The 22,578-nt window shown below is 57.0% G+C and carries 18 protein-coding genes and 1 pseudogene; 16 read left to right on the top strand and 3 right to left on the bottom strand.

Annotated features, from left to right (window positions below; translation table 11 throughout):
• Positions 1-354: 354 nt before the first annotated feature.
• Entirely contained in the window at positions 355-2,859 is a 2,505-nt protein-coding gene (locus tag S101446_RS08580) for a TonB-dependent siderophore receptor (protein ID WP_244184126.1), read from the top strand.
• 289 nt (positions 2,860-3,148) lie between these two features.
• Here the strand turns inward: S101446_RS08580 and S101446_RS08575 are convergent, their stop codons facing one another.
• Entirely contained in the window at positions 3,149-4,051 is a 903-nt protein-coding gene (locus S101446_RS08575) for a LysR family transcriptional regulator (protein WP_087608139.1), read from the bottom strand.
• Between the two features lie 289 nt (positions 4,052-4,340).
• On the opposite strand from S101446_RS08575, the pseudogene S101446_RS08570 reads away from it, so the two are divergent.
• The 12 genes and pseudogenes from S101446_RS08570 to S101446_RS08515 all read left to right on the top strand — a co-directional run bounded on the left by S101446_RS08570 (position 4,341) and on the right by S101446_RS08515 (position 16,418).
• A pseudogene (locus S101446_RS08570) lies at positions 4,341-6,340 on the top strand (conjugal transfer protein TraG).
• Positions 6,337-6,759, top strand: a complete 423-nt coding sequence (locus S101446_RS08565; RefSeq protein WP_087608138.1) for a CopG family transcriptional regulator — start codon at positions 6,337-6,339, stop codon at positions 6,757-6,759. Before S101446_RS08570 ends, S101446_RS08565 begins: the two are co-directional and overlap by 4 nt.
• Before the next feature lie 269 nt (positions 6,760-7,028).
• Positions 7,029-7,985, top strand: a complete 957-nt coding sequence (gene trbB, locus S101446_RS08560; RefSeq protein WP_087608137.1) for a P-type conjugative transfer ATPase TrbB — start codon at positions 7,029-7,031, stop codon at positions 7,983-7,985.
• A complete protein-coding gene (locus tag S101446_RS08555) occupies positions 7,982-8,350 on the top strand; it encodes a TrbC/VirB2 family protein (protein WP_157684838.1) in 369 nt (122 codons plus the stop codon). The genes trbB and S101446_RS08555 overlap by 4 nt, the downstream gene beginning before the upstream one ends.
• The gene (locus tag S101446_RS08550; protein WP_010511125.1) at positions 8,350-8,634 is read left to right on the top strand and encodes a VirB3 family type IV secretion system protein; all 285 of its coding nucleotides are present in this window, start codon (positions 8,350-8,352) and stop codon (positions 8,632-8,634) included. The genes S101446_RS08555 and S101446_RS08550 overlap by 1 nt, the downstream gene beginning before the upstream one ends.
• 14 nt (positions 8,635-8,648) lie before the next feature.
• Entirely contained in the window at positions 8,649-11,102 is a 2,454-nt protein-coding gene (gene trbE, locus S101446_RS08545) for a conjugal transfer protein TrbE (protein WP_087608135.1), read from the top strand.
• Positions 11,099-11,872 (top strand): P-type conjugative transfer protein TrbJ, encoded by a 774-nt coding sequence (trbJ, locus tag S101446_RS08540; RefSeq protein WP_087608134.1) that lies wholly within the window; start codon positions 11,099-11,101, stop codon positions 11,870-11,872. The genes trbE and trbJ overlap by 4 nt, the downstream gene beginning before the upstream one ends.
• A 5-nt stretch (positions 11,873-11,877) precedes the next feature.
• Positions 11,878-13,263, top strand: a complete 1,386-nt coding sequence (trbL, locus tag S101446_RS08535; RefSeq protein ID WP_087608133.1) for a P-type conjugative transfer protein TrbL — start codon at positions 11,878-11,880, stop codon at positions 13,261-13,263.
• A 5-nt stretch (positions 13,264-13,268) separates the two neighbouring features.
• A complete protein-coding gene (trbF, locus tag S101446_RS08530) occupies positions 13,269-13,952 on the top strand; it encodes a conjugal transfer protein TrbF (RefSeq protein WP_087608860.1) in 684 nt (227 codons plus the stop codon).
• Complete coding sequence (trbG, locus tag S101446_RS08525) at positions 13,949-14,950, top strand: P-type conjugative transfer protein TrbG (RefSeq protein WP_087608132.1); 1,002 nt, start codon at positions 13,949-13,951, stop codon at positions 14,948-14,950. The genes trbF and trbG overlap by 4 nt, the downstream gene beginning before the upstream one ends.
• Positions 14,947-16,155, top strand: a complete 1,209-nt coding sequence (locus S101446_RS08520) for a TrbI/VirB10 family protein (protein ID WP_087608131.1) — start codon at positions 14,947-14,949, stop codon at positions 16,153-16,155. The genes trbG and S101446_RS08520 overlap by 4 nt, the downstream gene beginning before the upstream one ends.
• Positions 16,152-16,418, top strand: a complete 267-nt coding sequence (locus tag S101446_RS08515) for a DUF2274 domain-containing protein (RefSeq protein WP_087608130.1) — start codon at positions 16,152-16,154, stop codon at positions 16,416-16,418. The genes S101446_RS08520 and S101446_RS08515 overlap by 4 nt, the downstream gene beginning before the upstream one ends.
• 32 nt (positions 16,419-16,450) lie before the next feature.
• Here the strand turns inward: S101446_RS08515 and S101446_RS08510 are convergent, their stop codons facing one another.
• A complete protein-coding gene (locus tag S101446_RS08510; protein ID WP_208620495.1) occupies positions 16,451-16,687 on the bottom strand; it encodes a type II toxin-antitoxin system RelE/ParE family toxin in 237 nt (78 codons plus the stop codon).
• A 50-nt stretch (positions 16,688-16,737) separates the two neighbouring features.
• Positions 16,738-17,091: a type II toxin-antitoxin system ParD family antitoxin gene (locus S101446_RS08505; protein WP_341865144.1), complete on the bottom strand. Its 354-nt coding sequence runs from the start codon at positions 17,089-17,091 to the stop codon at positions 16,738-16,740.
• Positions 17,092-17,362: 271 nt separating this feature from the next.
• Here S101446_RS08505 and S101446_RS08500 point away from each other — a divergent pair, with 271 nt between their 5' ends.
• The 3 genes from S101446_RS08500 to S101446_RS08490 are packed head-to-tail and all read left to right on the top strand — an operon-like array spanning position 17,363 to position 22,537.
• On the top strand, positions 17,363-18,397 hold the full coding sequence (locus S101446_RS08500; protein WP_165829430.1) for a toprim domain-containing protein: 1,035 nt from the start codon (positions 17,363-17,365) through the stop codon (positions 18,395-18,397).
• Positions 18,394-21,636 carry an RNA-directed DNA polymerase gene (locus S101446_RS08495; RefSeq protein ID WP_087608127.1) on the top strand — a complete coding sequence of 1,081 codons (3,243 nt, stop codon included), beginning with the start codon at positions 18,394-18,396 and terminating at the stop codon, positions 21,634-21,636. Before S101446_RS08500 ends, S101446_RS08495 begins: the two co-directional genes overlap by 4 nt.
• The gene (locus S101446_RS08490) at positions 21,626-22,537 is read left to right on the top strand and encodes a carbon-nitrogen hydrolase family protein (protein ID WP_087608126.1); all 912 of its coding nucleotides are present in this window, start codon (positions 21,626-21,628) and stop codon (positions 22,535-22,537) included. The genes S101446_RS08495 and S101446_RS08490 overlap by 11 nt, the downstream gene beginning before the upstream one ends.
• The last annotated feature ends 41 nt before the right edge of the window (positions 22,538-22,578 follow it).

The following is a 22,578-nucleotide window of genomic DNA, read 5'->3' as shown; positions in this document are numbered from 1 at the left end:
GATTCAGCCCCGCATACACGGCAGCGGACGTGACATGCTTCAAATCGCAGGAAATGGCCTCTGCGAGAGGACAGCACTGTCTGGGAGAGTGTGCCGAGGTGTGGGGGCCGAATTCAGAAAAATACGCAACCTCATGGAAAAGAAAAAACCCTTATTAAACAGAGTGATAAAGAGCATCACGCAAAAAAAATAAAAGAATCTGAAATTTTTTCCGAAAAAACGGCCCTCCCGAGCATCTCACTTACCATGCCCATTGGATGCAAATGAATTGCATTAAAAACTGAGATGACAGGAAGAGCCTCGCCCATGCATTCGTCAGGATTTCTGAGGAGACCGATAGCCGCATCGGTCCTGATGCTCGCCACCACCACTGCGCTGACGTCCTTTGTCCCGACCAGAGCGCGGGCAGAGACTGCACAGAATCAGCCAAAATTCAGCTTCAGTATTCCTGCCGGATCGTTGTCGAGCGCGCTTGTGTCGTTCAGTGCACAATCTCGCATTCAGGTGACATCGCAGGCGCCGACACTGGCGGGTCATACGACTACTGGGTTGCATGGGCAGTTTACGTCTAGCGAAGCGTTGGCGCGGCTTCTGCAGGGAAGTGGGTTGTCATATCAGACGCTGGGAGAACAGGCTTTCCAGATTGTGCCCGCACCCAAGGCGGCGAATATAACCCTTGGTCCGGTTCGCGTTGGTGGCACATTGGGTAAAGAATCTGCCACGGGTCCTGGTGTTGGTTACGTCGCGCACTATACCGAAGCAGGCACGAAAACCGATACACCAATTACAGAAATACCTAATTCAGTTTACGTGGTCACTAAGCAAGAAATTATAGATCGCCAGTCCCAAAATGTACTTGAGGCATTGCAGTACTTACCGGGCGTCGTGGACATGAAAGGGACAGCCTCTAACGGAAGCGCAAATGGCAGTCTCGCTAACGGAACTGGCAGCATTATGATGCGAGGCTTCGCATCTACTCAGTACGTTGATGGCATTATGTCACAATCCAGTTCTGCGGGAGAAACAGCTTTCGTCGAGAGGGTTGAAACTCTGATGGGACCAGCATCTGTACTATACGGACAAGTTGGACCTGGTGGTCTTGTTGCTACGCGTTTAAAACAACCAACTGATACTCCCATTCGGAATGTGACTGTCGGGTTTGGGAATTGGGGACGATATGAGGCGACATTTGATGTCGCTGATAAAGTCACGAAATCAGGTAACGTTAAATATCGAATTGCTGGAATTGGTGTGACACAAGGCACACAACAGGACTATGTGAATTATAAGCGTGTCGGCGTCTTGCCATCACTCAAATGGGATATTGATGATAAAACCAGCGTGACCGTTCTTGGAGAATATATGTATACTCCAGATGCGGGACTTAGCGGATTATATCCAAGCATCGGCACTTTAGTTCCAGGGAAATATGGATATATTCCCAGGAGCAGGTATTTATTCGATCCTGGGGTTAATAGGAATTACACAAGCGAAGCTGATTTTGAATATCAGTTTTCTCATAAATTTAATAAAAAATGGGAGTTTCAACAGACATTTCGATATGAAGATTCTACTTCTCATGGAAGTCAATTATACTTACGGCAAGGTCTGCAGGCCGATGGAGAGACATACCCTCGCGCTGCATGGGGCACATCTGCGTTCCAAAAAACACTTGGCCTTGACAGTCGTGTCATAGGTCATGTTGACACTGGCCCAGTGAAACAGACACTAGTTGCTGGAGTAGATTTTAGGCGGATACATTGGATACAAGATATTGCATACGATCTTGATGGTATACCATCAATAAATATATGGAACCCTGTATATTATAATGTTCATCCGTGCTATGAATTAAGCTGCCCTAACACTGTATCTATACAAAATACAAATGAGACGTTATTCCAAAAAGGTGTCTATTTTCAAGATCAGATAAAATTTAAAAATCTCTCTGTCTTGCTGGGTGGAAGACAAGATTGGTTTAATGACAGCGGTCCTTTTTATACTGGAGATAATCAAGGAGGTGTAATTACACCAGTCCACTTTGATAGTAATACGGGAGAAAAAGCTTCTAAATTTACATGGAGAGCAGGTTTTACATACAATTTTAATTTTGGTTTGACACCATATTTTAGTTACGCAACGTCATTTATTCCACAGGTTGGTGCATTTCAATATAATGGACAGCCAATAAAACCTTTGACGGGGAAGCAGTATGAAGCGGGATTAAAGTATTTGATACCAGGAATTGATGTTCTTCTGACTGCTGCTGCATACCATATTAAAGAAAACCATTATGAAATCACTGATACTGAAAATCCAGGTTACGAGTCAGATGCTGGTACTGTGACATCTAAAGGTGTTGAGCTTTCAGCTCACGCCAATATAACACATGACCTTCATCTTACGGCATCATACACGTTTAACGATACGCGAGTCACGAGCAGCGACACCACGGTCGTTTTGCGTAGTATGTCTGGTGCCAATTTAGGAAAAGTTTCTGAGCAGGGAAAATATATCAGTGGATTACCACGAAATATGGCTAACATGTTTGTAGATTATACGCTTCCGCGTAATATTTTTCATGGGTTAGGCGTGAATTTCGGTGCGCGCTACATCGGTTCAAGCTACGCTGACAATGCCAATTCATATAAAGTCCCTGATTACATTTTATTTGACGTCGGCGCACATATGGATTTTGGAAACGTTTGGTCGGGTTTGAAAGGGTTACAGGCACGGTTAGCAATGTCTAATATTGCTAATACTCGCTATGTAACCGGCTGTGGAACCAGCAGTTATGGCGGAACCTGCGCTTATGGCCAAGGTCGCCGAGTTTATGGAAATCTTTCATATAGCTGGTGAAATTTTATCGCCCGAAACTGCTCCGATTTTCTTTGTTTAGACTCAGTGTATTGCCCCTCGCTTCGATGCCAAAGTCGTGGGGCAACGCTGCTGCAAGTTCCGAAGGATGACGCATGCAAGAAGCGCGGGTTGCGCTTGCAACGTTCGTTAGGTGACCTGTGCAAAAATCGTGATATCGCATTGTGCAAGATTCGAGAGTGATGCTTGCAGCATGCGCGACCGACGTGCGGGCATTGAATGGTTGGTATTTCCAAATTATTTTTAGAGCCGCGGGATTTTTGCGTCTTTGTCAGGATATATCCGGATAACGTTCACGGAGTAACTGGAGAAAACGAAGCAGAGACGGGTTGGGATTATCGGCCCGCCAGCAGGCCACAAAACGCAGTTCGACGGGCTGGCGGCCGTTGAGCACCTGCCGGTAGGCAATGTTGGTCAGGCCGTCTCCCGTTGCGCTTTCATAGTCGACCATCACACTGCCATTTTCCGCCACGAAGGGTTTGAGAAACTGTGTCTCCATATCGTGCGTCACGAGATTGGGGGCGCGCACATCGACCGAGAGATAGTGGCGGATGATGTCGGCAATCTCCGGTCCGGGATCCTGCGTGCTGATGAGAAAACGCTCATGACGCAGAAGGCTCCATTCCAGCACGGGAAGTGCTGCGAGCTTATGATCGGACCGCAGTGCGACCACACAGCGTTCCGACCAGAGCCTGAGCAATGCATCCTGCCATTCCAGTCCGCCCGCGGTGACAATTGCGATATCGACCTGTCCAGTTTCGACCTTCTGCAACAGTGATGCACGGCTACCGCCCACAAACTTCCACGGAATGGTCGGGTGCCGACGTTGGAACTCTCCCAGCGTTGCCCGGAGACTTCCGGTCGAGACAGACGTATAATAACCGATTGTGAGGCGCCGCGCTGTCTGTCTGGCGCCGAAACCGGGACTGTTCGCCAGCATATCCACATCATGGACGATCTGTCGCGCCACATGCAGGAAGTCGATGCCATGGGACGTCGGGCGTACGCCCGACGGCGTACGGATAAAGAGCGTGCAGCCAATCATGTCTTCCAGCAGGCGGATGTCCTTGGAAAGAAGGGCGGCACGTATGCCCGATGCAGTTGCCGCCTTGCGGAGGCTGCGATGCTCAGCGGCCGCGAGCGCGGACCGCAGGTGGCGGATTTCGATCGTCATAACAACCTAGATGCGCCTAACGCCTGAATTTTAAGCAGAAAATGGGGGCAGGCGATCCAGCAGGATTCACAACGTCGTTACGGATATTAACGGCGTGGATCTAGTGCCGTCGTCTCAGGGGGAAGGCCATCCCCGTGAAAACCTATTGAAGCTCGATTGTGACGTAGAGCCCACGCAAGCGGCGATAATTTTACGCCCGGATACGCCGACCCGCGCGGCCGGGTCTGCGGCGCTGGCATTTATGCCTTTCTCTCGCCTTTTCTCGATTGATGAAAAGGAGGAAACGGCGATGTCAGGAGCGCGGATCCTATGGGGACATCTGTGCGTCGTGCTGGCGCTGGTTGTTCTGTCCTGGTGGGTAGCGACAGAATGGGTGGCCTGGCAACTGGCCTTTCAGCCCGAACTCGGCCATCCATGGTTTATCTTGTTCCATCACTGGCCGGTCTATGCGCCACCGCTTGTTTTCTGGTGGTGGTATGAATTCGACGCCTACGCGCCGCACATCTTCTCGCAGGGCGGCTGGGTTGCTGGCTCGGGTGGTGTGCTGGCATTTCTCGTGGCTGTCGCCATGTCGGTGCGTCGTGCGCGCGAGGCCAGACGGGCCGCTACCTATGGCAGCGCGCGATGGGCGAGCGCCGAAGACCTGCAGAAATCCGGATTGCTCGATCCCGACGGCGTTGTGCTGGGCTGTCACCGCAAGACCTATCTTCGGCATAATGGCCCGGAGCATGTTCTGTGCTTCGCGCCCACACGCTCGGGCAAGGGCGTGGGTCTCGTCATCCCGACACTCCTGACCTGGCCGGGTTCGGCCATCGTGCATGACATCAAGGGGGAGAACTGGCAGGAGACCGCAGGCTTCCGGGGAACATTCAGCCGTGTCCTTCTGTTTGATCCCACCAATCCCCGCTCGGATGCCTACAACCCCTTGCTGGAAATCCGCCGGGGTGAGTGGGAGGTGCGGGACGCCCAGAACGTGGCTGACGTCCTGGTCGATCCCGAGGGCTCGCTGGAACGCCGCAGCCACTGGGAAAAGACAAGCCATTCCCTTCTGGTCGGGGCCATCCTGCATATCCTGTATGCGGAGAAGGACAAGACCCTCAGCGGCGTGGCCAACCTGCTTTCCGATCCGAAGCGGCCGATCGAGACGACATTGCGCGCGATGATGCGGACGAAGCATCTGGGAGAGGCAGGGCCACACCCTGTGGTGGCCTCGGCCGCTCGGGAACTGCTCAACAAGTCTCCCAACGAACGGTCCGGTGTGTTGTCTACCGCCATGTCATTTCTGGGCCTGTATCGTGATCCGGTCGTGGCCAAGGTGACATCCCGCTGCACGTGGCGGATCACCGATATCGTGCGTGGCGGCCGCCCCGCGACGCTCTATCTCAGCGTGCCGCCATCGGATATCAGCCGGACCAAACCGCTGATCCGCCTGGTGCTCAACCAGATCGGTCGCCGCCTGACGGAAGACCTAAAGCACCAGAAGAAAAATCATCGCCTTCTGCTCATGCTGGATGAGTTCCCGGCACTCGGTCGCCTCGACTTCTTTGAAAGCGCGCTCGCCTTCATGGCGGGGTATGGCATCAAGGCCTTTCTGATTGCCCAGAGCCTCAACCAGATCGAGAAAGCCTACGGGCAGAACAATTCCATTCTTGACAACTGCCATGTCCGTGTCTGTTTCGCGACCAATGATGAGCGGACGGCTCGACGTGTGTCTGACGCCCTTGGCACGGCTACCGAGGTCCGGGCACAGAAAAACTATGCCGGACATCGTCTCTCGCCCTGGTTGGGGCATCTGATGGTCTCCCGGCAGGAAAGCGCCCGGCCTCTGCTGACGCCCGGCGAGATCATGCAGCTTCCACCCAACGAAGAGGTTGTCATGGCGGCCGGCACACCGCCAGTGCGCGCCCGCAAGGCGCGTTATTATGCCGATCCGCGCCTGCAGGAACGCATCCTGCCGCCGCCTGCGCCTCGGTTGTCGGCGACGCTGCGGGCGCAGATGACTGGAGTGGCAGACCCACGCCAGACCAGATGCCTCCTGAAGATGAAGATACATCGGCTGGAACGTCTTCTGACGAACCGATGGGTGCAGGACAGAAGCAGACGCGCGAGTTTGATGCAGCCCACACGCCGAAAGCCGAGCGGGGGCGGGACGAGCATGAACGCAAAGACCCGGACCTTGATCCCGATCATGCTTCCGTGCGGGCCAGGCAGGAATTCGAGGATCTCCAGCGAATGACACGGCTGGCTGCCTTGGATCGGGATGACGGCATGGAGATGGAAGGTCCATGAAACGAGCGCGCAGGAAGCAGCAGATTACGGTCTATCTGGACCCGGTTTTGGCGGAGACCCTCGGCGATCTCGCTACACGTCGTCGCCAGTCCCAGTCCATGCTGGTCGAAACGGCTTTGGCCGCCTTTCTTTCCCCAGAGGACGGAAAAGGTGAGGGGGCGCTGAACCGACGACTGGAACGGCTTGATCGCCGGATCGGTCACATGGAGCGAGACCTTGGGATCAACGTCGAGACACTGGCGCTTTTCATTCGCTTCTGGCTGCTCACAACGCCACCGTTGCCCGAGCCGACTGCGGCCGCTGCCCGCGCCCAGGCGACTGCGCGTTATGAACAGTTCATTGAGACGTTGGCGCGGCATTTAAGTACCGGACACCGTTTGCATCAGGATTTGAGTGGGGAGCAGGAAGTGCTTTCGTGACCGATATCGTAGGAGATGTGCCCTATACTGGTCTGTCTTAATCTTTATCTAAAAGCCTGCCGATCTGGAGTAATTAGGCGGCCTATACCGACAATTATGCGTTACGCCACGCCCGTCCACGTTGGGCAAGAATCTGCTGTTGAAATTGGTCAGAACATGCCTTTCCTAATACTTCCCGCAACTGATGGAAGTCCTTCTGTCAGCCAAGAAATGCGGGCAAGGTCATGTCTCACGTTTCGTCACAGCAAGGTCGCTCACGTGGTATTTCCATGCTGCGTACGGCTATGGGGACTGCCGTAGCCCATCATCTTTCGGATCCGTCCGTTATTGAAGTCATGCTCAATCCTGACGGGCGGTTATGGATCGACCGTCTGGCTGACGGCATGGCGGACACGGGTGAGACGATCGCGCCTGCCGATGCCGAGCGCATCGTAAGGCTGGTCGCACACCATGTCGGGGCGGAGGTGCATGAGGGTGCGCCCCGTGTCTCGGCCGAGTTGCCAACCGGCGAACGGTTCGAGGGGTTGCTGCCGCCAGTAGTGATGGCTCCGAGTTTTGCCATCCGCAAACCCGCGGTCGCGGTCTTTACCCTCGACAATTATGTCGAGGCTGGGATCATGACTGCAGGGCAGGCGAATTATCTCCGTCGCGCGGTCGCGGAACGGAAGAACATCCTGGTCGTAGGCGGGACCAGCACAGGCAAGACCACACTGGTCAACGCCCTGCTGGCCGAAGTCGCGAAAACCGGTGATCGCGTCGTGCTGATCGAGGATACGCGCGAACTGCAATGCACGGCGCCCAATCTCATTGCCCTGCGGACCCGCGCAGGCGTCATTACACTGTCGGATCTTGTCCGCTCCGGCCTTCGCCTGCGCCCCGACCGTATCCCCATCGGTGAGGTGCGTGGGGCCGAAGCACTGGATCTGGTCAAGGCGTGGGGCACCGGCCATCCCGGCGGCATCGGTACACTACATGCCGGATCGGTGCTCGCAGCCCTGTATCGTCTGGAACAGCTGATCCAGGAGGCGGTGGTTACCGTGCCGCGCGCCATGATCGCCGAAACCATCGACGTGATCGCCGTGCTCTCGGGGCGCGGCACGGCCCGGCGCCTGTCCGAACTGGCCGAAATAGACGGTCTCGATCCCACGACCGAAGCCTATCGCATCCGCCCGGTCAACCTCTCTTCTTCCGAAACATCATTCTCTGACAATGGAGGATCATCATGATGCGGCCTTCACGCAAGCGCGCCATCGTGTGCGCTGGTGCACGTCCTGACCGTCGTATGCCGGATTTTCGTGTGTTCGGAACATCCGTGCTGCTGTCGCTTGTTTTCGCGTCATCGGCATGGGCGTCCGGCACGGGGATGCCGTGGGAAACCCCGCTCAACGAGATCCTGGAATCCGTGCAGGGGCCGGTGGCCAAGATCATCTCGGTGATCATCATCACCGTGACTGGTCTGACCCTTGCCTTTGGCGAAACCTCGGGCGGATTCCGCCGCCTGATCCAGATCGTCTTTGGACTCAGCATCGCTTTTGCAGCGTCCAGCTTCTTCCTGTCCTTCTTTTCCTTCTCGGGCGGAGCGCTGATCTGATGGCGGTTCTCTTCGATCCTGAAGCCGAGGCCGTGCCCGGTTATTTCGTGCCCGTGCATCGCTCCCTGACCGAACCGATTTTGCTGGGTGGTGCGCCACGGGCCGTGGCCATTGCCAACGGTACGCTGGCCTCCGCTATAGCCCTCGGCCTGCGGCTTTGGCTGGTCGGGGCGGTGTTCTGGATCGTGGGGCACACCCTCGCGGTCTGGGGAGCGAAGCGCGATCCGCTGTTCATCGAGGTGGGGCGGCGGCATCTCCGCTACCCCGCCTGGCTTCGCGCATAGGGGAGGGCAGGGCCATGATGTCCCTTGGTGAATATCGTAGCCGCGCCGCCGTCCTGTCCGACTTCCTGCCCTGGGCCGCGCTGGTCGGGGAAGGCGTGGTTCTGAACAAGGATGGTTCTTTCCAGCGCACGGCGCGCATCCGTGGTCCCGATCTGGACAGCGCCACTCCGGCCGAACTGGTGAGCGTGACGGGGCGGCTGAACAGCGCCCTGCGGCGTCTGGGTTCGGGCTGGGCCGTGTTTGTGGAGGCGCAGCGCACCCCGGCGACCCTCTATCCCGAAAGCGATTTCCCTGATGCCGCCAGCCAGATGGTCGATCTGGAACGCCGGGAGGCCTTCGAGGATGAAGGCGTGCATTTCGAGAGCCGGTATTTTCTTACCTTGGTTTGGCTGCCGCCCGCGGAAACCTCGGGCCGTGCCGAGCGCCTGCTCTATGAAGGCATGGAGCGCGACGGGCATGATCCGCAGGGTCTGGTAAGGGGCTTTATCGACCGGACTGACCGTCTGCTGGCCCTGCTGGACGGTTTCATGCCCGAAGCCGCCTGGCTGAAGGACGGCAAGACGCTCACCTACCTGCATTCCACCATTTCCACTCGGCACCAGCGAGTCCGGGTGCCGGAAATCCCCATGCACCTCGACGCCCTGCTGGTAGATCAGCCCCTGGCGGGCGGTCTGGAGCCCAAACTGGGCGATGCCTTCCTCAAAACCCTGACGATCACGGGTTTTCCCAGCCGGACCTTTCCCGGCATTCTGGATGACCTGAACCGTCTGGCCATTCCCTATCGCTGGTCCACGCGGGCGATCCTGCTCGACAAGACCGATGCGACGAAGGTGCTGACGAAGATCCGTCGCCAGTGGTTTGCCAAGCGGAAATCCATCGTCGCCATCATCCGCGAGGTCATGACCAACGAGGCCTCGGTATTGGTGGACAATGACGCTGCCAACAAGGCGGCCGATGCCGATCTGGCTTTGCAGTCGCTGGGCGCCGACGATGTCGGGCAGGCCTATATCACTGCGACCGTCACGGTGTGGGATGGCTCTGCCTCGATCGCGGCCGAGAAGCTGCGTCTGGTCGAAAAGATCATTCAGGGGCGTGACTTCACCTGCATGGCGGAAAGCCTCAACGCGGTGGAGGCGTGGCTGGGATCATTACCCGGTCATGTCTACGCCAATGTGCGCCAGCCCCCGGTTTCAACCCTGAACCTTGCGCACATGATTCCGCTTTCTGCTGTCTGGGCCGGCCCTGAACGGGACGGGCATTTCAACGCACCCCCATTGTTTTACGGCAAGACAGCCGGGGCCACGCCCTTCCGGTTTTCCCTGCATGTTGGCGATGTCGGCCATACCTTGATCGCCGGACCGACAGGGGCGGGGAAATCCGTGCTGCTGGCGCTCATGGTCCTACAGTTTCGCCGCTATGCGGGCGCGCAGGTTTTCGCCTTCGATTTTGGCGGATCGCTGCGGGCCGTGACACTGGCGATGGAAGGGGACTGGCATGATCTTGGTGGAGGCCTGACGGAACCGGAGGACGCAGATCATGGGGCAGGCGAACAGGCTAGCGGCGTCTCGCTTCAGCCGCTGGCTCGTATCGACGATCCGACCGAGCGGGCCTGGGCGGCGGAATGGCTGGGGCAGATCCTCGTCCGGGAAGGCGTTACCCTGACACCGGAGGTAAAATCTTATCTCTGGTCGGCCCTGAATTCTCTGGCATCGTCGCCCGCTCATGAACGGACCCTGTCAGGCGTGGTGGCGCTGCTTCAATCCAACGCCCTGAAACAGGCTCTGGCTCCCTATTGCCTTGGTGGTCCTTATGGTCGCCTGCTGGATGCGGATACCGAGCGGCTGGGTGAGGCCGACGTCGTGGTGGTTGAGACCGAAGGTCTGATCGGCTCTGGGGCCGTTTCTCCCGTGCTGTCCTATCTCTTCCATCGCATCGAAGGCCGTCTGGATGGGCGTCCGACGCTGCTGGTCATCGACGAGGGCTGGCTCGTTCTGGATGACGTCGATTTCGCAGGGCAACTCCGGGAGTGGCTGAAAACCCTGCGCAAGAAGAACGCCTCGGTGGTGTTTGCCACCCAGAGCCTGTCCGATATCGCCAATTCCTCCATTGCTCCGGCAGTGGTGGAGAGTTGTCCCACACGGATCTTCCTGCCCAACGAGCGGGCGATTGAACCGCAGATCGCGGCCATCTACCGCGATTTTGGCCTCAACGACCGGCAGATCGCCATCATCGCCCGTGCCGCGTCGAAGCGGGAATATTACTGCCAGACCCGGCGCGGCAATCGCCTGTTCGAACTGGGGCTGGGACCGGTCGCACTCGCCCTGTGCGCAGCGTCCGGGAAGGACGATCATAGGCAAATCGACGCGGTGCTGGCGGAACATGGGCGGGACGGTTTTCTTCCAGTCTGGTTCGAGGCGCGGGGTGTCATGTGGGCGGCGGACCTCCTGCGCGAAGGAGCCGTGCCATGACGGAAAAATCTTTCCGTATCCGGGCAAGACATTTCCGTCCCGGGTATGCCGCGGCTGTTGGCGCCACTGTGGTTTTTCTCATGCCGGTTGTGCCTGCTTCTGCGCAGTGGGCGGTCTATGACGGAGCCAACCATGTCCAGAATGTTCTCATCGCGGCCCGGACTCTCCTGCAGATCGATAACCAGATCACCTCGCTGGCCAACCAAGCACAGATGCTGGTCAACCAAGGCCGCAATCTGGCGAGCCTGCCGCTATCGACCCTGTCCACGCTGCAATCGACGATTTCCCAGACCACGGCACTGCTCGCGCAGGCGCAGAACATCGCCTACAGCGTCCAGTCCGTTGAGCAGCAGTACCAGCAGGCCTACACATCCGTCTCGTCGGGCATGTCCGACAGCGCCCTGTTCAGCCAGGCGCAGACACGGTGGCAGAATTCCGTGGGCGGGTTTGAGGACGCGCTGAAACTGCAGGCGCGGGTGGTGGGGAACATTCCTTCCGACAACAGCGCTATGACCCAGCTTGTCTCGGCCAGCCAGGATTCCACAGGAGCCCTGCAGGCAGCGCAGGCTGGCAACCAGCTTATGGCCCTACAGTCCCGGCAGCTTTCGGACATTCAGGCCGAACTCGCGGCCAACGGCCGGGCTACAGCGCTGGAGCGGGCGCGGAATGCGGCCACGGAAGCGGAGAGCGAGGCGCAGTACCAGCATTTCGCGCAGCATGACGCCTACACTCCCGGCACGGTGTCCATGTTCGGCAGCAGCGGGAACTGACCGCCATGGCCATGAACGATGTCGGCGTCATCGACACCTTTCTGAACACCTTCACCACCACCATCGATACCGGTTTCGGTCTGGTGAAGGGGAGTATGATCTCGCTCGCGGGATCGCTGTCCGTGCTCGACATGGCGCTGGCGGGGCTGTTCTGGGCCTGGGCGGCGGACGAGGATGTCATCCAACGTCTGGTGAAAAAGACGCTCTATATCGGGTTCTTTTCCTTCCTGATCAGCAATTTTTCCAGCCTGTCGAAGACCGTCTTTGACAGTTTCGCAGCCCTTGGCCTGAAAGCTGGTGGGGGCACGCTGTCGTTGGACCAGTTCCTGCGACCCGGTCGTCTGGCCCAGACCGGGTTCGATGCGGCGCAGCCGCTGCTGGACTCAGTCCATAAACTGCTCGGCCCCGTCGCTTTCTTTACCAATTTCGCGCAGATTTTCGTGCTCTGCCTGTCCTGGTTGATCGTGCTGGCGGCGTTCTTCATTCTCGCCGTGCAGCTCTTTGTCGCCCTGATCGAATTCAAGCTGACCACGCTGGCAGGGTTTGTGCTGATCCCGTTTGCCCTGTTCAACCGTACGGCTTTTCTTGCCGAGAAGGTCATGGGCAATGTTGTCTCCTCGGGCGTGAAGATCATGGTGCTGGCTGTGATCAGCGGCATTGCCGCCACTCTGTTCGGCCAGTTCACCACCTCCTATGGCGATGTGCAGCCCACGGTCGGGCAGGCCCTGTCCGTGGTGATCGCCTCACTGGCCATTATGGGCCTTGCAATTTTCGGGGGCAGTCTGGCCAACGGGCTGATCGCTGGTGCTCCCCAGCTTGGCGCGGGAGCCGCTGTCGGCACGGGCATGGCCGTTGCTGGCATGGGCGCTGCTGCCGTGGCTGGCGTCGGCGCGGCTGTTTCTGGTGGTGGGGCAGCCCTGGCCGCCACGGCAGCGGCCGCGCGGGGAGGGGCCGCCGTAGCAGGTGCCGCATCCACGGCTTACACGCTCGGGTCCGCGACCGCAGCCGGCGGGAGTGCCGGTGCCCGGATGGCTGCTGGTGTGGGCGGTATCGGTCGGGCGGCCGGGTCTGCGGCCGCAGGCGCTGTGAAGAACAAGGCCGCCAGTGCGGCCAGCGCCATGAAGGACAGCTTCTCATCGGGCGGCAAGACAGCCTTTACCGCGACCGGTGGCCGGACAACCGGTTCGGGTGGTGGCGCTGCTGAGACGGGGGCATCGGCAGGCGGAACGGGGTCATCCTCGTCGGCATCATCCGCCAGTGAGCCCCCGCGCTGGGCGCGCGGGATGAAGCGCAGGCAGGTGGCGACCCATGCCGCCGAGGCCGCCCATGTCATCCGCTCCGCCGATGGCGGGGGCGGATCTTCCTCAATCGATCTGTCGGAAAAGGAATGACGACGATGTTCCGTCGCTCCACGGTGCGCTACGGCACGACGCCGGAGCCGGTTACCCCCTATCAGAAAGCCGCCCAGATCTGGGATGAACGCATCGGTTCCGCCCGCGTGCAGGCACGCAACTGGCGGCTGATGGCCTTTGGTTCGCTGTTCCTGTCCGCAGGCCTCGGGGCCGGGCTGGTCTGGCAGTCTGCGCGCGGCACCATCACGCCGTGGGTCGTGCAGGTGGACCGTCTGGGGCAGGCACAGGTCGTGGCGCCTGCGACAGCCAACTATGTGCCGACCGACCCGCAGATTGCGTGGTATCTGGCCGGGTTCATCGAGGACGTCCGCAGCCTATCCTCAGACCCCGTGGTGGCGCGGCAGAATTGGCTGCGCGCCTACGCTTTCATCACTACTTCGGGCGCGCAGGCGCTCAATGATTATGCCCGTCAGAACGATCCCTTTGCCCGCATCGGACATGAGCAGGTCGAACTGGACGTATCGTCCGTCATCCGGGCGTCGCCCGCGAGTTTCCGGATTGCCTGGGTCGAGCGCCATTACCGCGACGGGGCTTTTGTCGGCACCGAGCGCTGGACCGCGATTGTCTCGGTCAGGCTCAGTCCGCCACGTGATGCCGATCATCTGCGCAGAAATCCCTTGGGTGTTTTTGTATCCGCCATCAACTGGTCGAAGGAGTTGGGCCAATGATCCGTCGCGCTCTTCGTGTCCTGCCGCTGCTGATCCTGCCCCTGGCCGGATGTGCGCAGCATTACCATCCGCCGGTCATCCGCTATGATGACGCTGTTCAGGCCACGCGCCTGCCGGACCCGCCGAAACCGGTGCAGGTGGTGGAAGTCCCCAGACCGCTTCCCTTGCCGGGGCAACTCAAGCCGTTGCCGTCGCGACGCACGGCCCATCCGGCCCCCGAAGTTGCCGACCCGACCGCGCGTGTGACACAGGCCAATCTGGCAGCGCGCATACAGCCCACACGAGCCGGGTTCATCAACGCGGTGCAGGTCTATCCCTATTCTCCGGGCGCCCTCTATCAGGTCTATGCCTCGCCCGGCGAAATCACCGACATCATGCTCCAGCAGGGGGAGAAGCTGGTCGGCACCGGGCCGGTTGCAGCTGGTGACACCGTGCGCTGGATTATTGGTGATACCGAAAGCGGGGCAGGGGCGACAAAACGCATCCATATTCTGGTCAAACCGACGCGGCCGGAGCTGACCACCAATCTGATCGTCAACACTGACCGGCGGACCTATCTGGCGGAACTGCGCTCCACACCTGCCACCTATATGGCGTCGGTATCGTGGGATTACCCCGAGGACGACCTGATTGCCCTGCACCGGCAGGACAGTGACGCCGATGACGCTGCCCCGGTGGATGCGGGGCTGGACCTTAATGCCCTGAATTTCCGTTACGCCATCCAGCCGGTCAAAGGCGGGACGCCGCCCTGGCTACCCGGCCGGGCGTTCGATGACGGGCACAAGGTCTATATCGCCTTTCCGGCTGGCATAGGGCAGGGGGAACTCCCCCCGCTCTTCGTGCTGGGGGCCGATGGAGGGCCGGAACTGGTCAACTACCGGGTGCGGCAGAACTGGATGATCGTGGACCGCCTGTTTGCCGCCGCCGAACTGCGGCTGGGCGACAAGCATTCCGAGCAGCGTGTGCGTATCGTACGCACCGATGGACGGCGGACATGACGGACGGGCAGGAAGAACACCGGGACGAAAGCGGGGAGGGCGGCACAGAAAACGCATCCCTAGCGGTCCCGCCATCGCCGCCTGATCTGCGTCTGCGGGCGGAACGACCGCGTGTCGTGCGTCTATCGCGCTATGTTGTCTGGGGACTGGCGGGTACGGGTATGATCGGGATTGGTCTGGCGCTGGGCTACGCACTGCAGAATTCCGCCCGACAGGGGCCAGCGTCCGCCGTGCAGGATTCCGATGTGCGGCCTTCGGCCGATGGGCTTGATGCCCTGCCAAAGGATTATACCGGCGTGCCCAGACTGGGGGCGCCTTTGCCCGGTGATCTGGGCAAACCGATCCTGAAGGCGCAGCAGGAAGGCAGGGCCGGACCGGTTTCCGGTATGGGTGACCGGCGTGCCGAACAGGAAGTCGAGGCAGCCATCGCCAGCAAGCTGTTCGTGCAGACTCAGGACGCCGGGAGGCAGGACAGCGTGCCTGTCCCTGCGTCGCCCTCAACTGGGAATAACGCTCCGGCTGCATCTGCGGGCACAAATGACCGGCAGGCCGCCAACCGCACCTTTCTGGCGGGACAGCCCGATCGTGTGACGGTTAGCCTGGATCGCCTGACCTTGCCTGTTTCCCCATATGTCATTCAGGCGGGGACGGTCATCGCGGGCGCGCTCAACTCGAAGGTCAGTTCGGATCTGCCGGGGCAATTGATCGGGCACGTGACGCAGAACGTCTATGACAGTCCGACCGGACGCTATCTGCTTGTGCCGCAGGGCAGCACCCTGTTCGGCACCTATAACAGCAGCGTCTCGTTCGGGCAGCAGCGCACGCAGGTGATCTGGACCCGTCTCATCCGTCCCGATGGTGAGAGCATTGTGCTCGACAGGATCCCGGGCGCCGATGCGATCGGTCAGACCGGGCTCAAGGATATGGTGGACCAGCATTGGGGCCAGCTTTTCAGGGCTGCACTGGTGACGACCATGTTGAGCGTCGGGTCTGAAGCAGGGACATCATGGGGTGAGAACAACCTGCTTCAGGCGATCCGCAGCGGCGCCAGTAACGGGTTTTCCATGGTGGGAAACCGCCTGATGGACCGAAGCATGGATATCCAGCCCACGCTGACCGACCGGCCGGGCCTGCCGTTCACCCTAATCGTCAATCGCGATCTGGTTTTGAAACCCTGGCATCCGCATGAAGGAGCAGCGCCATGACAAAACTCCGTATCAGCACCATTCCTGACAGCCGGCCGGTCAAACTGACGATCGAACTGCCAGCCGAGATACATCGTGACCTGTTGCTGTATGCTGAACTGGTCTCGGGAAGCGCAGGTGAGGCGGCAGATGCCATCCCCGATGCGGCCAGGCTGGTGCCGCTCATGGTCGGGCGCTTCATGGAGACCGATCGGGCCTTCCAGAAACAGCGGCGGGGCAGAAAGCCAGCATCAGCAGCGGAAACGACAGGAGTCTGCAGCTAACAGTAAAGCGGGTTTGGCGCGCCGAAGCAGCGTCAGTCTGTTTCTATAAGCCGCTCCCAGCGCCGTAGTCGGGGCAGCATGCGGACGATCAGAACCCCATCGTCGTCAATGAGATAGAGGATATGGTGAGCCCGATGACGGTGGAGCCGTATCGGTGGGTCGAACTCACGACGTTCCGGCGCAAGCTGCGGATGTGAGGCAATAAGGTCGAACGCGTCTGCCAGTCCTGCATGGTAGATTTCGGCCTGCCGTGGCCCAAAATCCCTCACGCCCTGTTATATAGATATTGACGATGTCGTCTTCGGCAAGCCGTGTCTTTCTATAGGTCGGCATCCGTTGTCCCGGCAATCGCGCGAGCATCCTGCAGCAACTGCTTCATGCTTCTGGTCCCCACACCGGCCGTGATGTGGGCCTGAACCTCGTCAGGCGCCGCACGGGCCTCCTGATCTCGCCGGATCAGATCGCGAACATAGTCGCTCGCATTGCTATAGCGTCCCGTCTTGGCCTGAGCCTCTACCCATTCCTTCATGGGGGCGGGCAGGGATACGTTCATTGTTGCCATCGGCGCCTCCAAACTTGGATTTGGCAATTCCTGCCAATCTTTGTCAATGAAATTTGGCCTGCGTGGCATTTTGGTTCTGGCTAAAGTGTTGCGTCCAAGTGACGTATTCATGCAATCATCAATGTCTACGTTTTCATGTGAATTAGAAAAGTTCGTAATATAAAACAATTTCGTAGAATATTTATCATATAAATTCGAAAATCTAATAAATTTATCTAGATGTATATCGATTGCTTTGGGTGAGCAATGACATATCAGATACAGTTTACTCTTTGTGAACCACGCTATACGGCAAACGGTGCGGTGAGGATGTAATTTTGTTTTCGTTCAGGTCGTATATGCGCTAAGCAGAATTATGAAAACGAGGGATGATACCGAGGCATTGAATAGCCTCACGGTGCGTGCTGTCGGAGACATGCTTGGTCTCAAGTTGCCGACCTCAGGAACAACACGCTGTCCACTTCCGGACCATGAAGACAGGACGGCGTCATTTGATATACGGCGCGGCGGCCTTCGCTGGATTTGTTATGGCTGCAACCAGCGAGGCGGTGCGATTGATCTCGTCAAATCCTGCAAAGGAATGACATTTCTCGAAGCTAAGCGTTGGCTCGCGGCGCAGAGCGGTTTGGGATTTTCTCTAACGGAACGTCGGCGACATCGGGCAATTGCAAAACATTGCAGTCGAGCGGTTGTACCTGTTGCTGCGCCAAAGGAAGAAGAGGAAACGCCGCCGGATCATACAGTTTATGCGGCTTTGCTCAAGCATGCTCATCTCCTGCCAGCAGGGGCCGAATATCTACACGGCCGTGGCTTCCAAGATTCTACCATTGCAGACTTTAGAATTAGCCAGATGCCTAGCGTCACTGTCATTCGGTCTCTTATTGCAGAATTTGGATTCGCCCGAGTAGAGGCCGCTGGGCTGCTAACCAAAAGTTCAACGCCGGACAGGTATCGGGCAATCTTGCCTGAGGGTGCACTGCTACTTCCCTATATGGAAGCAGGACGGATCGCCTACTTTCAGGCGCGGATTCTAGAAAACGGTGTCAAAAAAGATCGCTGGCGCAACCTCAACCATCGGCACCGGCGGCTCTATAATGTCGACGTGCTTTTTAACCCGCAAATCAGACACGTTGCGATTTGCGAGGGTGCGATGGACGTGATTGCTGCCGCGCAGCTGGGACGTCAGGCCATTGGCCTGATCGGCGTCAGTATGAGGCTGTCGCCAAAAGAGATGATTGCTCTGCGTGGCAAGCAGGTCGATTTGCTTCTGGACTGGGACGATGCTGGCGATCGACGCGCCGCCGACCTTCGTAAGGAACTTGCGCGTTTTGGCGTGGCAGCGACGCGCAAATCGGCGCCATCAAGTGGAGCGAAGGACGTCAATGATTATCTCCGGGAGGGGAACAGTCGGTTATGAATGCGTATGAGCGATTACTGCTCCCCGAAAATTTAAACTATGCTTGGGTTAAAGCGAAAAATCTTTATCGTATGGCCGACGGATATATCGACACCGGTGAAATCGCGGCATTCGAACTTGATCTTGAGCGACGATTGGAGGACATCCGGCGACAGTTCGAAAAAGGTAGCTATCGACTGAAGCCGCTCCGGCCGCTTCCTCGCCCCAAGAAAATTTGTGGTGAGCAGGCCATTAATCGCCAATATTACCATGTCGCGATTGAAGACCAGGTAGCATGGATCGCGTTGGTGAATGCTCTAGGTCCCAATCTCGATCAAATGATGGAACCTTGGAGCTACGGAAACCGCCTCTACCGACCAGCTTGGTATGAGAAAGACGAGGAGAGTAATTCGCATCTTGAGATTGGTCCCTATCGTCATGCCAGCGGACATCTCTATCGCAAATTCCAGCATAGTTGGCCTCTCTTTCGCCGCCACATCTCGTTGACTGCACGTATGATGGCGTTCCACCGAAAATTGCGCTGTGACGAAATGGACGAGCCAGACCAACTTGCGGAGATAACTGCTGAGCGCACCGAACTAATCTATTTTAAGCCTGAATTTTGGGTACAACAGAAAAAATCGTCTAAAACCGATCTTTATTATGCTTCGATTGATCTCAAGCAGTTTTTTCCTGATTTAAAAGTTGAGGGAGTGCTCAGGGGCCTTACTATGGCAGGAGGAATGGCGGAACCACAGATTGCCAATATTGTAACTAAGATGTTGGATTTTCAGATTGACACGTCGGGAATGCCCGATGCCGCATTTGAAAATGTCGAGCCACCTTTTCTGAAGACCAGCGTCAAAGGTATTCCGACTGGCCTTTTTGTCGCCGGCTTTCTGGCCAACGCTGCAATGTTTCCCATTGATCGTCTTGTAGCGACACAACTCGCTCAACAGCGTAATGTCGCCCATTTTCGCTTCGTCGACGATCATACGATTATTGCTTATGACTTTGATGTGCTGTGTAACTGGATTCTTTGGTATGAGCGACTGCTTAAGACGCAGGACATAGGCCCCAAAATTAACGAGGAGAAATACGATCCTGAGAATTTGGGCTCTTGGCTGAGCCACCTGAAATCGGGGGCGTCTATTGCTGATTCTCAGGATAAAAAGGGGGGCGATCTTCGAGCGTCCGCGATGCATGAAGCAAAGCTCGACGGGAAAAACCCGACCAAGTTGATGACCAAGACACTTGCTCAAGTCTCAGCGATCGCGGCTACCGACATCCACATTTTGGATGACGGAGATCTAGGCGAACGGCTGAAAATGCTTGAATGGCTATTACTTGCCGATATTCCGGAGAGGGAAATTCGTCCCGATACAAGGGCCGCATTTGCTGCCGGACAGATAGCTTCTCTTGTTCCAGTGCTAATCCAGGAAGCAAATGGGCTTGTCGACACGGCTCGCGATGTCGCTGCTTATGAATTGCAGCGCCCAAAAACTGGACAAGCGACTGCTGATGAGCAGAAGTGCTATGAGGAAAAACTAGAAGAGCTTAAGAGTAAACTTCGCGCTTGTGAAAATAATCAGGAACACAGCGAGCATGCTATTATGGATCGTTGTTTTAGGCTCCTGCTCCAGTCCCTACGTGAGCATCCGGGTAAGCCCCGTCTCTTTTATCGTATCCATCAATATTGTCGTGTGACAGGTCATCAAGGCCTAGCCTCCATTTCGGAGTGGCTGGAGGATATGCGCGTCGCCAACCATCACAGTTGGGCAGACTATTATATTGCTCTTTCTTTTCAACTCATGGCTGCTGGCCTTCTAACTACTGCACGCCGCCTCCTCGCAAATAGTTCCCTTCGTTCAGATGTGAAAGCATCCGTCAATTACCTCAAAGATGTTGCTGGGCTCGATATTGGTGTGTATTGCGTACCGCAAGACCGGGAAACTTGGTATCATGCGATGGGCCGCCGCGAGTTCGGCGTGGCGCTGATTCAGGTAGCTCAAATGCTTTTGGGTCATTCCCAACATGTTGAGCTTGCGCAACGCTTGGCAGCACTTTCGAAGGCCTATGTAAATGTGCAGCCGGGTAACTCTGCCGATATGTGGCTCGCGGAGACTGGTTATACGCCGGGCGTATGGGCGCATCTTGCTGAGGAGATACTATCAGCTAATTCGCAGCCTTCACCAGCGTGGTCGGCTCTAGTTCCTTCTTTCTCATTTGACCAATGGAGTGATCTACAGGGAGCACGCCGATACCCTGAATATATTCCTTCAGCCGCATGGACGCAGTTACTGAACATGTCCGCCCCACTTCCAAAAAATGATTCCGCGTGGCTCTACGAGGTGATTAACGGCGATCCACAGAGATGTGCCGAAGCAAAGATAGCAAGAAAAGTGGCGTTCACCCAAGCGGCACGAGCCCAGACGTCGCCCCCCACTTCCTCAATGACCGTTAGCGAATGGACGGCCAGTATCCGTAACTGCAGTCCGTTTGATCCGCGTCGTGGAGAATGGACAGCGCTAGAGATCACGGCGCAATTGCTTGAGGATGCGACATCTACAGGGGGCGATGAGGCGGTTCTCGATCGGCTACACCCCAACAATGTGTTGCTGCCTCGGGCGTGGGTTGACTGCTCGGCTTGCGATCACGACCGAACCGAACTCAGTTGGGAAAAATGGCGACGGAATGTGCGTCATGATGGCAAAGCCGTACGGTTGCGTGATACTCGTACATCTCTTTCAGATTATCGTTATGCTCTCAGCAGCAAGATAGGAGTGCCTATAGCTGCTTCCGAGAAGCGACTGGCTGCAGTCGGTCGTCTCCTCTTCGGGCTTCTTCGTAACGATCACGCCGCGCCTCGTATCTGGAACCTCAGAGGTAATGAACTGGTCGTTCCACTGCCACGAGGACGGTGGTTCGAATTTCTTGCTATTTCCTCTTGGACGACACAAATCCTGGAAGCCTGTCTGGGCGCAAGATCTGCGGAAACTCGTGCGATCACTCGCACGCCGAGCCTGTTCGGCTGGCACGACGGCGATAAGCCGAATGATGCCGATTTCGATGGCCCAACTATATTTAGTTCGACGGACCTACTGGAACAAATTAGGCACGCGCAAAAAATTCTTGAAGACAATCAGCTTGCTGTGGCCCGTAACCAGCCTCGTCAGGTCATTCCTTTCCGTCTTACCGATTTTGCTGCTGGTGCGGAGAACGTTGATATAGTCAGCGAAGGAGATCCAAATGCTCAATGAGCGGCTTCATATCGGCGTAATTCAGACCTCACTCAGTGCTAATACTGCTTGGGTCGATGACAAGAGTGGCAATTGGAAAAATTGTGTTCACATGTCAGAAATTGAGGAACGAAGGGCAAAGAAAGAAATCCGACACTTCTTCGCCTCGCTGCGTGGGCTCGATCATCGGCCGGATATCATTCTGCTTCCTGAACTGTCAGTGCCGCTTGGCTTCGAGCCTCAACTAAAACGCGCTGCTGAAAAACTTGAGGCTATTGTCATCGCCGGACTGGATTACAGGATAGAAACCGGCGAGTTGCAGCCCACTGTGTCGAATGAAGCGGTGGTCATTGTGCCGCGAAGGTTGCGCGGTCGTCAGATTGCCCGGCGGACCGAAGTAAGACGGGTTGGCAAGACCTATCCCGCTCCGTCCGAAGAAAAAAAGCTTAAGAGTATTACGGGCACGGGCGTCGCCTTTCTCGCTCATCCGACCGTTTGGATATTCGAGAGCTCCGATCTCGGAAAGTTTGCAGTTGCAATCTGCTACGATTTCATGGATCTCGACCGGATAGTCATGTATCGTAATAAGATACAGACATTGTTTATTCTGGCCTATAACCGTGACACCACGTCGTTTGATCATCTGGCGGAAGCCCTTTCGCGGATGTTGTTCTGCAATGTGGTCGTTTGCAATTGTGGTCAATTCGGTGGCTCGCTTGCAGTGAGTCCGTTCCGTGAACCGTTCCGCCGTTCGATATACCGTCACGTTGGACAACGACTTCCTCATGCACAACTCGTAGAGCTACCACTCGCAGCACTTGCCGCACATCAGGCAGGTTCGACCAACAAAGATTTCAAGAGTCTACCGCCTGGTTTCGGAGTCTTTTCTCCTTCACTGACGACAAAGACCGAGGCGATATGAACGATGGTTGGCTTTTGCCCAGTTATCGTAACGCCATCAAT

Source organism: Komagataeibacter europaeus (genome assembly GCF_002173515.1).
Lineage (GTDB): Bacteria > Pseudomonadota > Alphaproteobacteria > Acetobacterales > Acetobacteraceae > Komagataeibacter > Komagataeibacter europaeus.
This window is presented reverse-complemented; position numbering and strand designations above follow the sequence as displayed.

Excerpts from the sequence above, each read along its gene's own strand:
- S101446_RS08580 (WP_244184126.1), top strand. The coding sequence starts at position 355 with ATGCTCGCCACCACCACTGCGCTGACGTCCTTTGTCCCGACCAGAGCG.
- S101446_RS08575 (WP_087608139.1), bottom strand. The coding sequence starts at position 4,051 with ATGACGATCGAAATCCGCCACCTGCGGTCCGCGCTCGCGGCCGCTGAG.
- S101446_RS08565 (WP_087608138.1), top strand. The coding sequence starts at position 6,337 with ATGAAACGAGCGCGCAGGAAGCAGCAGATTACGGTCTATCTGGACCCG.
- trbB (WP_087608137.1), top strand. The coding sequence starts at position 7,029 with ATGCTGCGTACGGCTATGGGGACTGCCGTAGCCCATCATCTTTCGGAT.
- S101446_RS08555 (WP_157684838.1), top strand. The coding sequence starts at position 7,982 with ATGATGCGGCCTTCACGCAAGCGCGCCATCGTGTGCGCTGGTGCACGT.
- S101446_RS08550 (WP_010511125.1), top strand. The coding sequence starts at position 8,350 with ATGGCGGTTCTCTTCGATCCTGAAGCCGAGGCCGTGCCCGGTTATTTC.
- trbE (WP_087608135.1), top strand. The coding sequence starts at position 8,649 with ATGATGTCCCTTGGTGAATATCGTAGCCGCGCCGCCGTCCTGTCCGAC.
- trbJ (WP_087608134.1), top strand. The coding sequence starts at position 11,099 with ATGACGGAAAAATCTTTCCGTATCCGGGCAAGACATTTCCGTCCCGGG.
- trbL (WP_087608133.1), top strand. The coding sequence starts at position 11,878 with ATGGCCATGAACGATGTCGGCGTCATCGACACCTTTCTGAACACCTTC.
- trbF (WP_087608860.1), top strand. The coding sequence starts at position 13,269 with ATGTTCCGTCGCTCCACGGTGCGCTACGGCACGACGCCGGAGCCGGTT.
- trbG (WP_087608132.1), top strand. The coding sequence starts at position 13,949 with ATGATCCGTCGCGCTCTTCGTGTCCTGCCGCTGCTGATCCTGCCCCTG.
- S101446_RS08520 (WP_087608131.1), top strand. The coding sequence starts at position 14,947 with ATGACGGACGGGCAGGAAGAACACCGGGACGAAAGCGGGGAGGGCGGC.
- S101446_RS08515 (WP_087608130.1), top strand. The coding sequence starts at position 16,152 with ATGACAAAACTCCGTATCAGCACCATTCCTGACAGCCGGCCGGTCAAA.
- S101446_RS08505 (WP_341865144.1), bottom strand. The coding sequence starts at position 17,091 with ATGAATACGTCACTTGGACGCAACACTTTAGCCAGAACCAAAATGCCA.
- S101446_RS08495 (WP_087608127.1), top strand. The coding sequence starts at position 18,394 with ATGAATGCGTATGAGCGATTACTGCTCCCCGAAAATTTAAACTATGCT.
- S101446_RS08490 (WP_087608126.1), top strand. The coding sequence starts at position 21,626 with ATGCTCAATGAGCGGCTTCATATCGGCGTAATTCAGACCTCACTCAGT.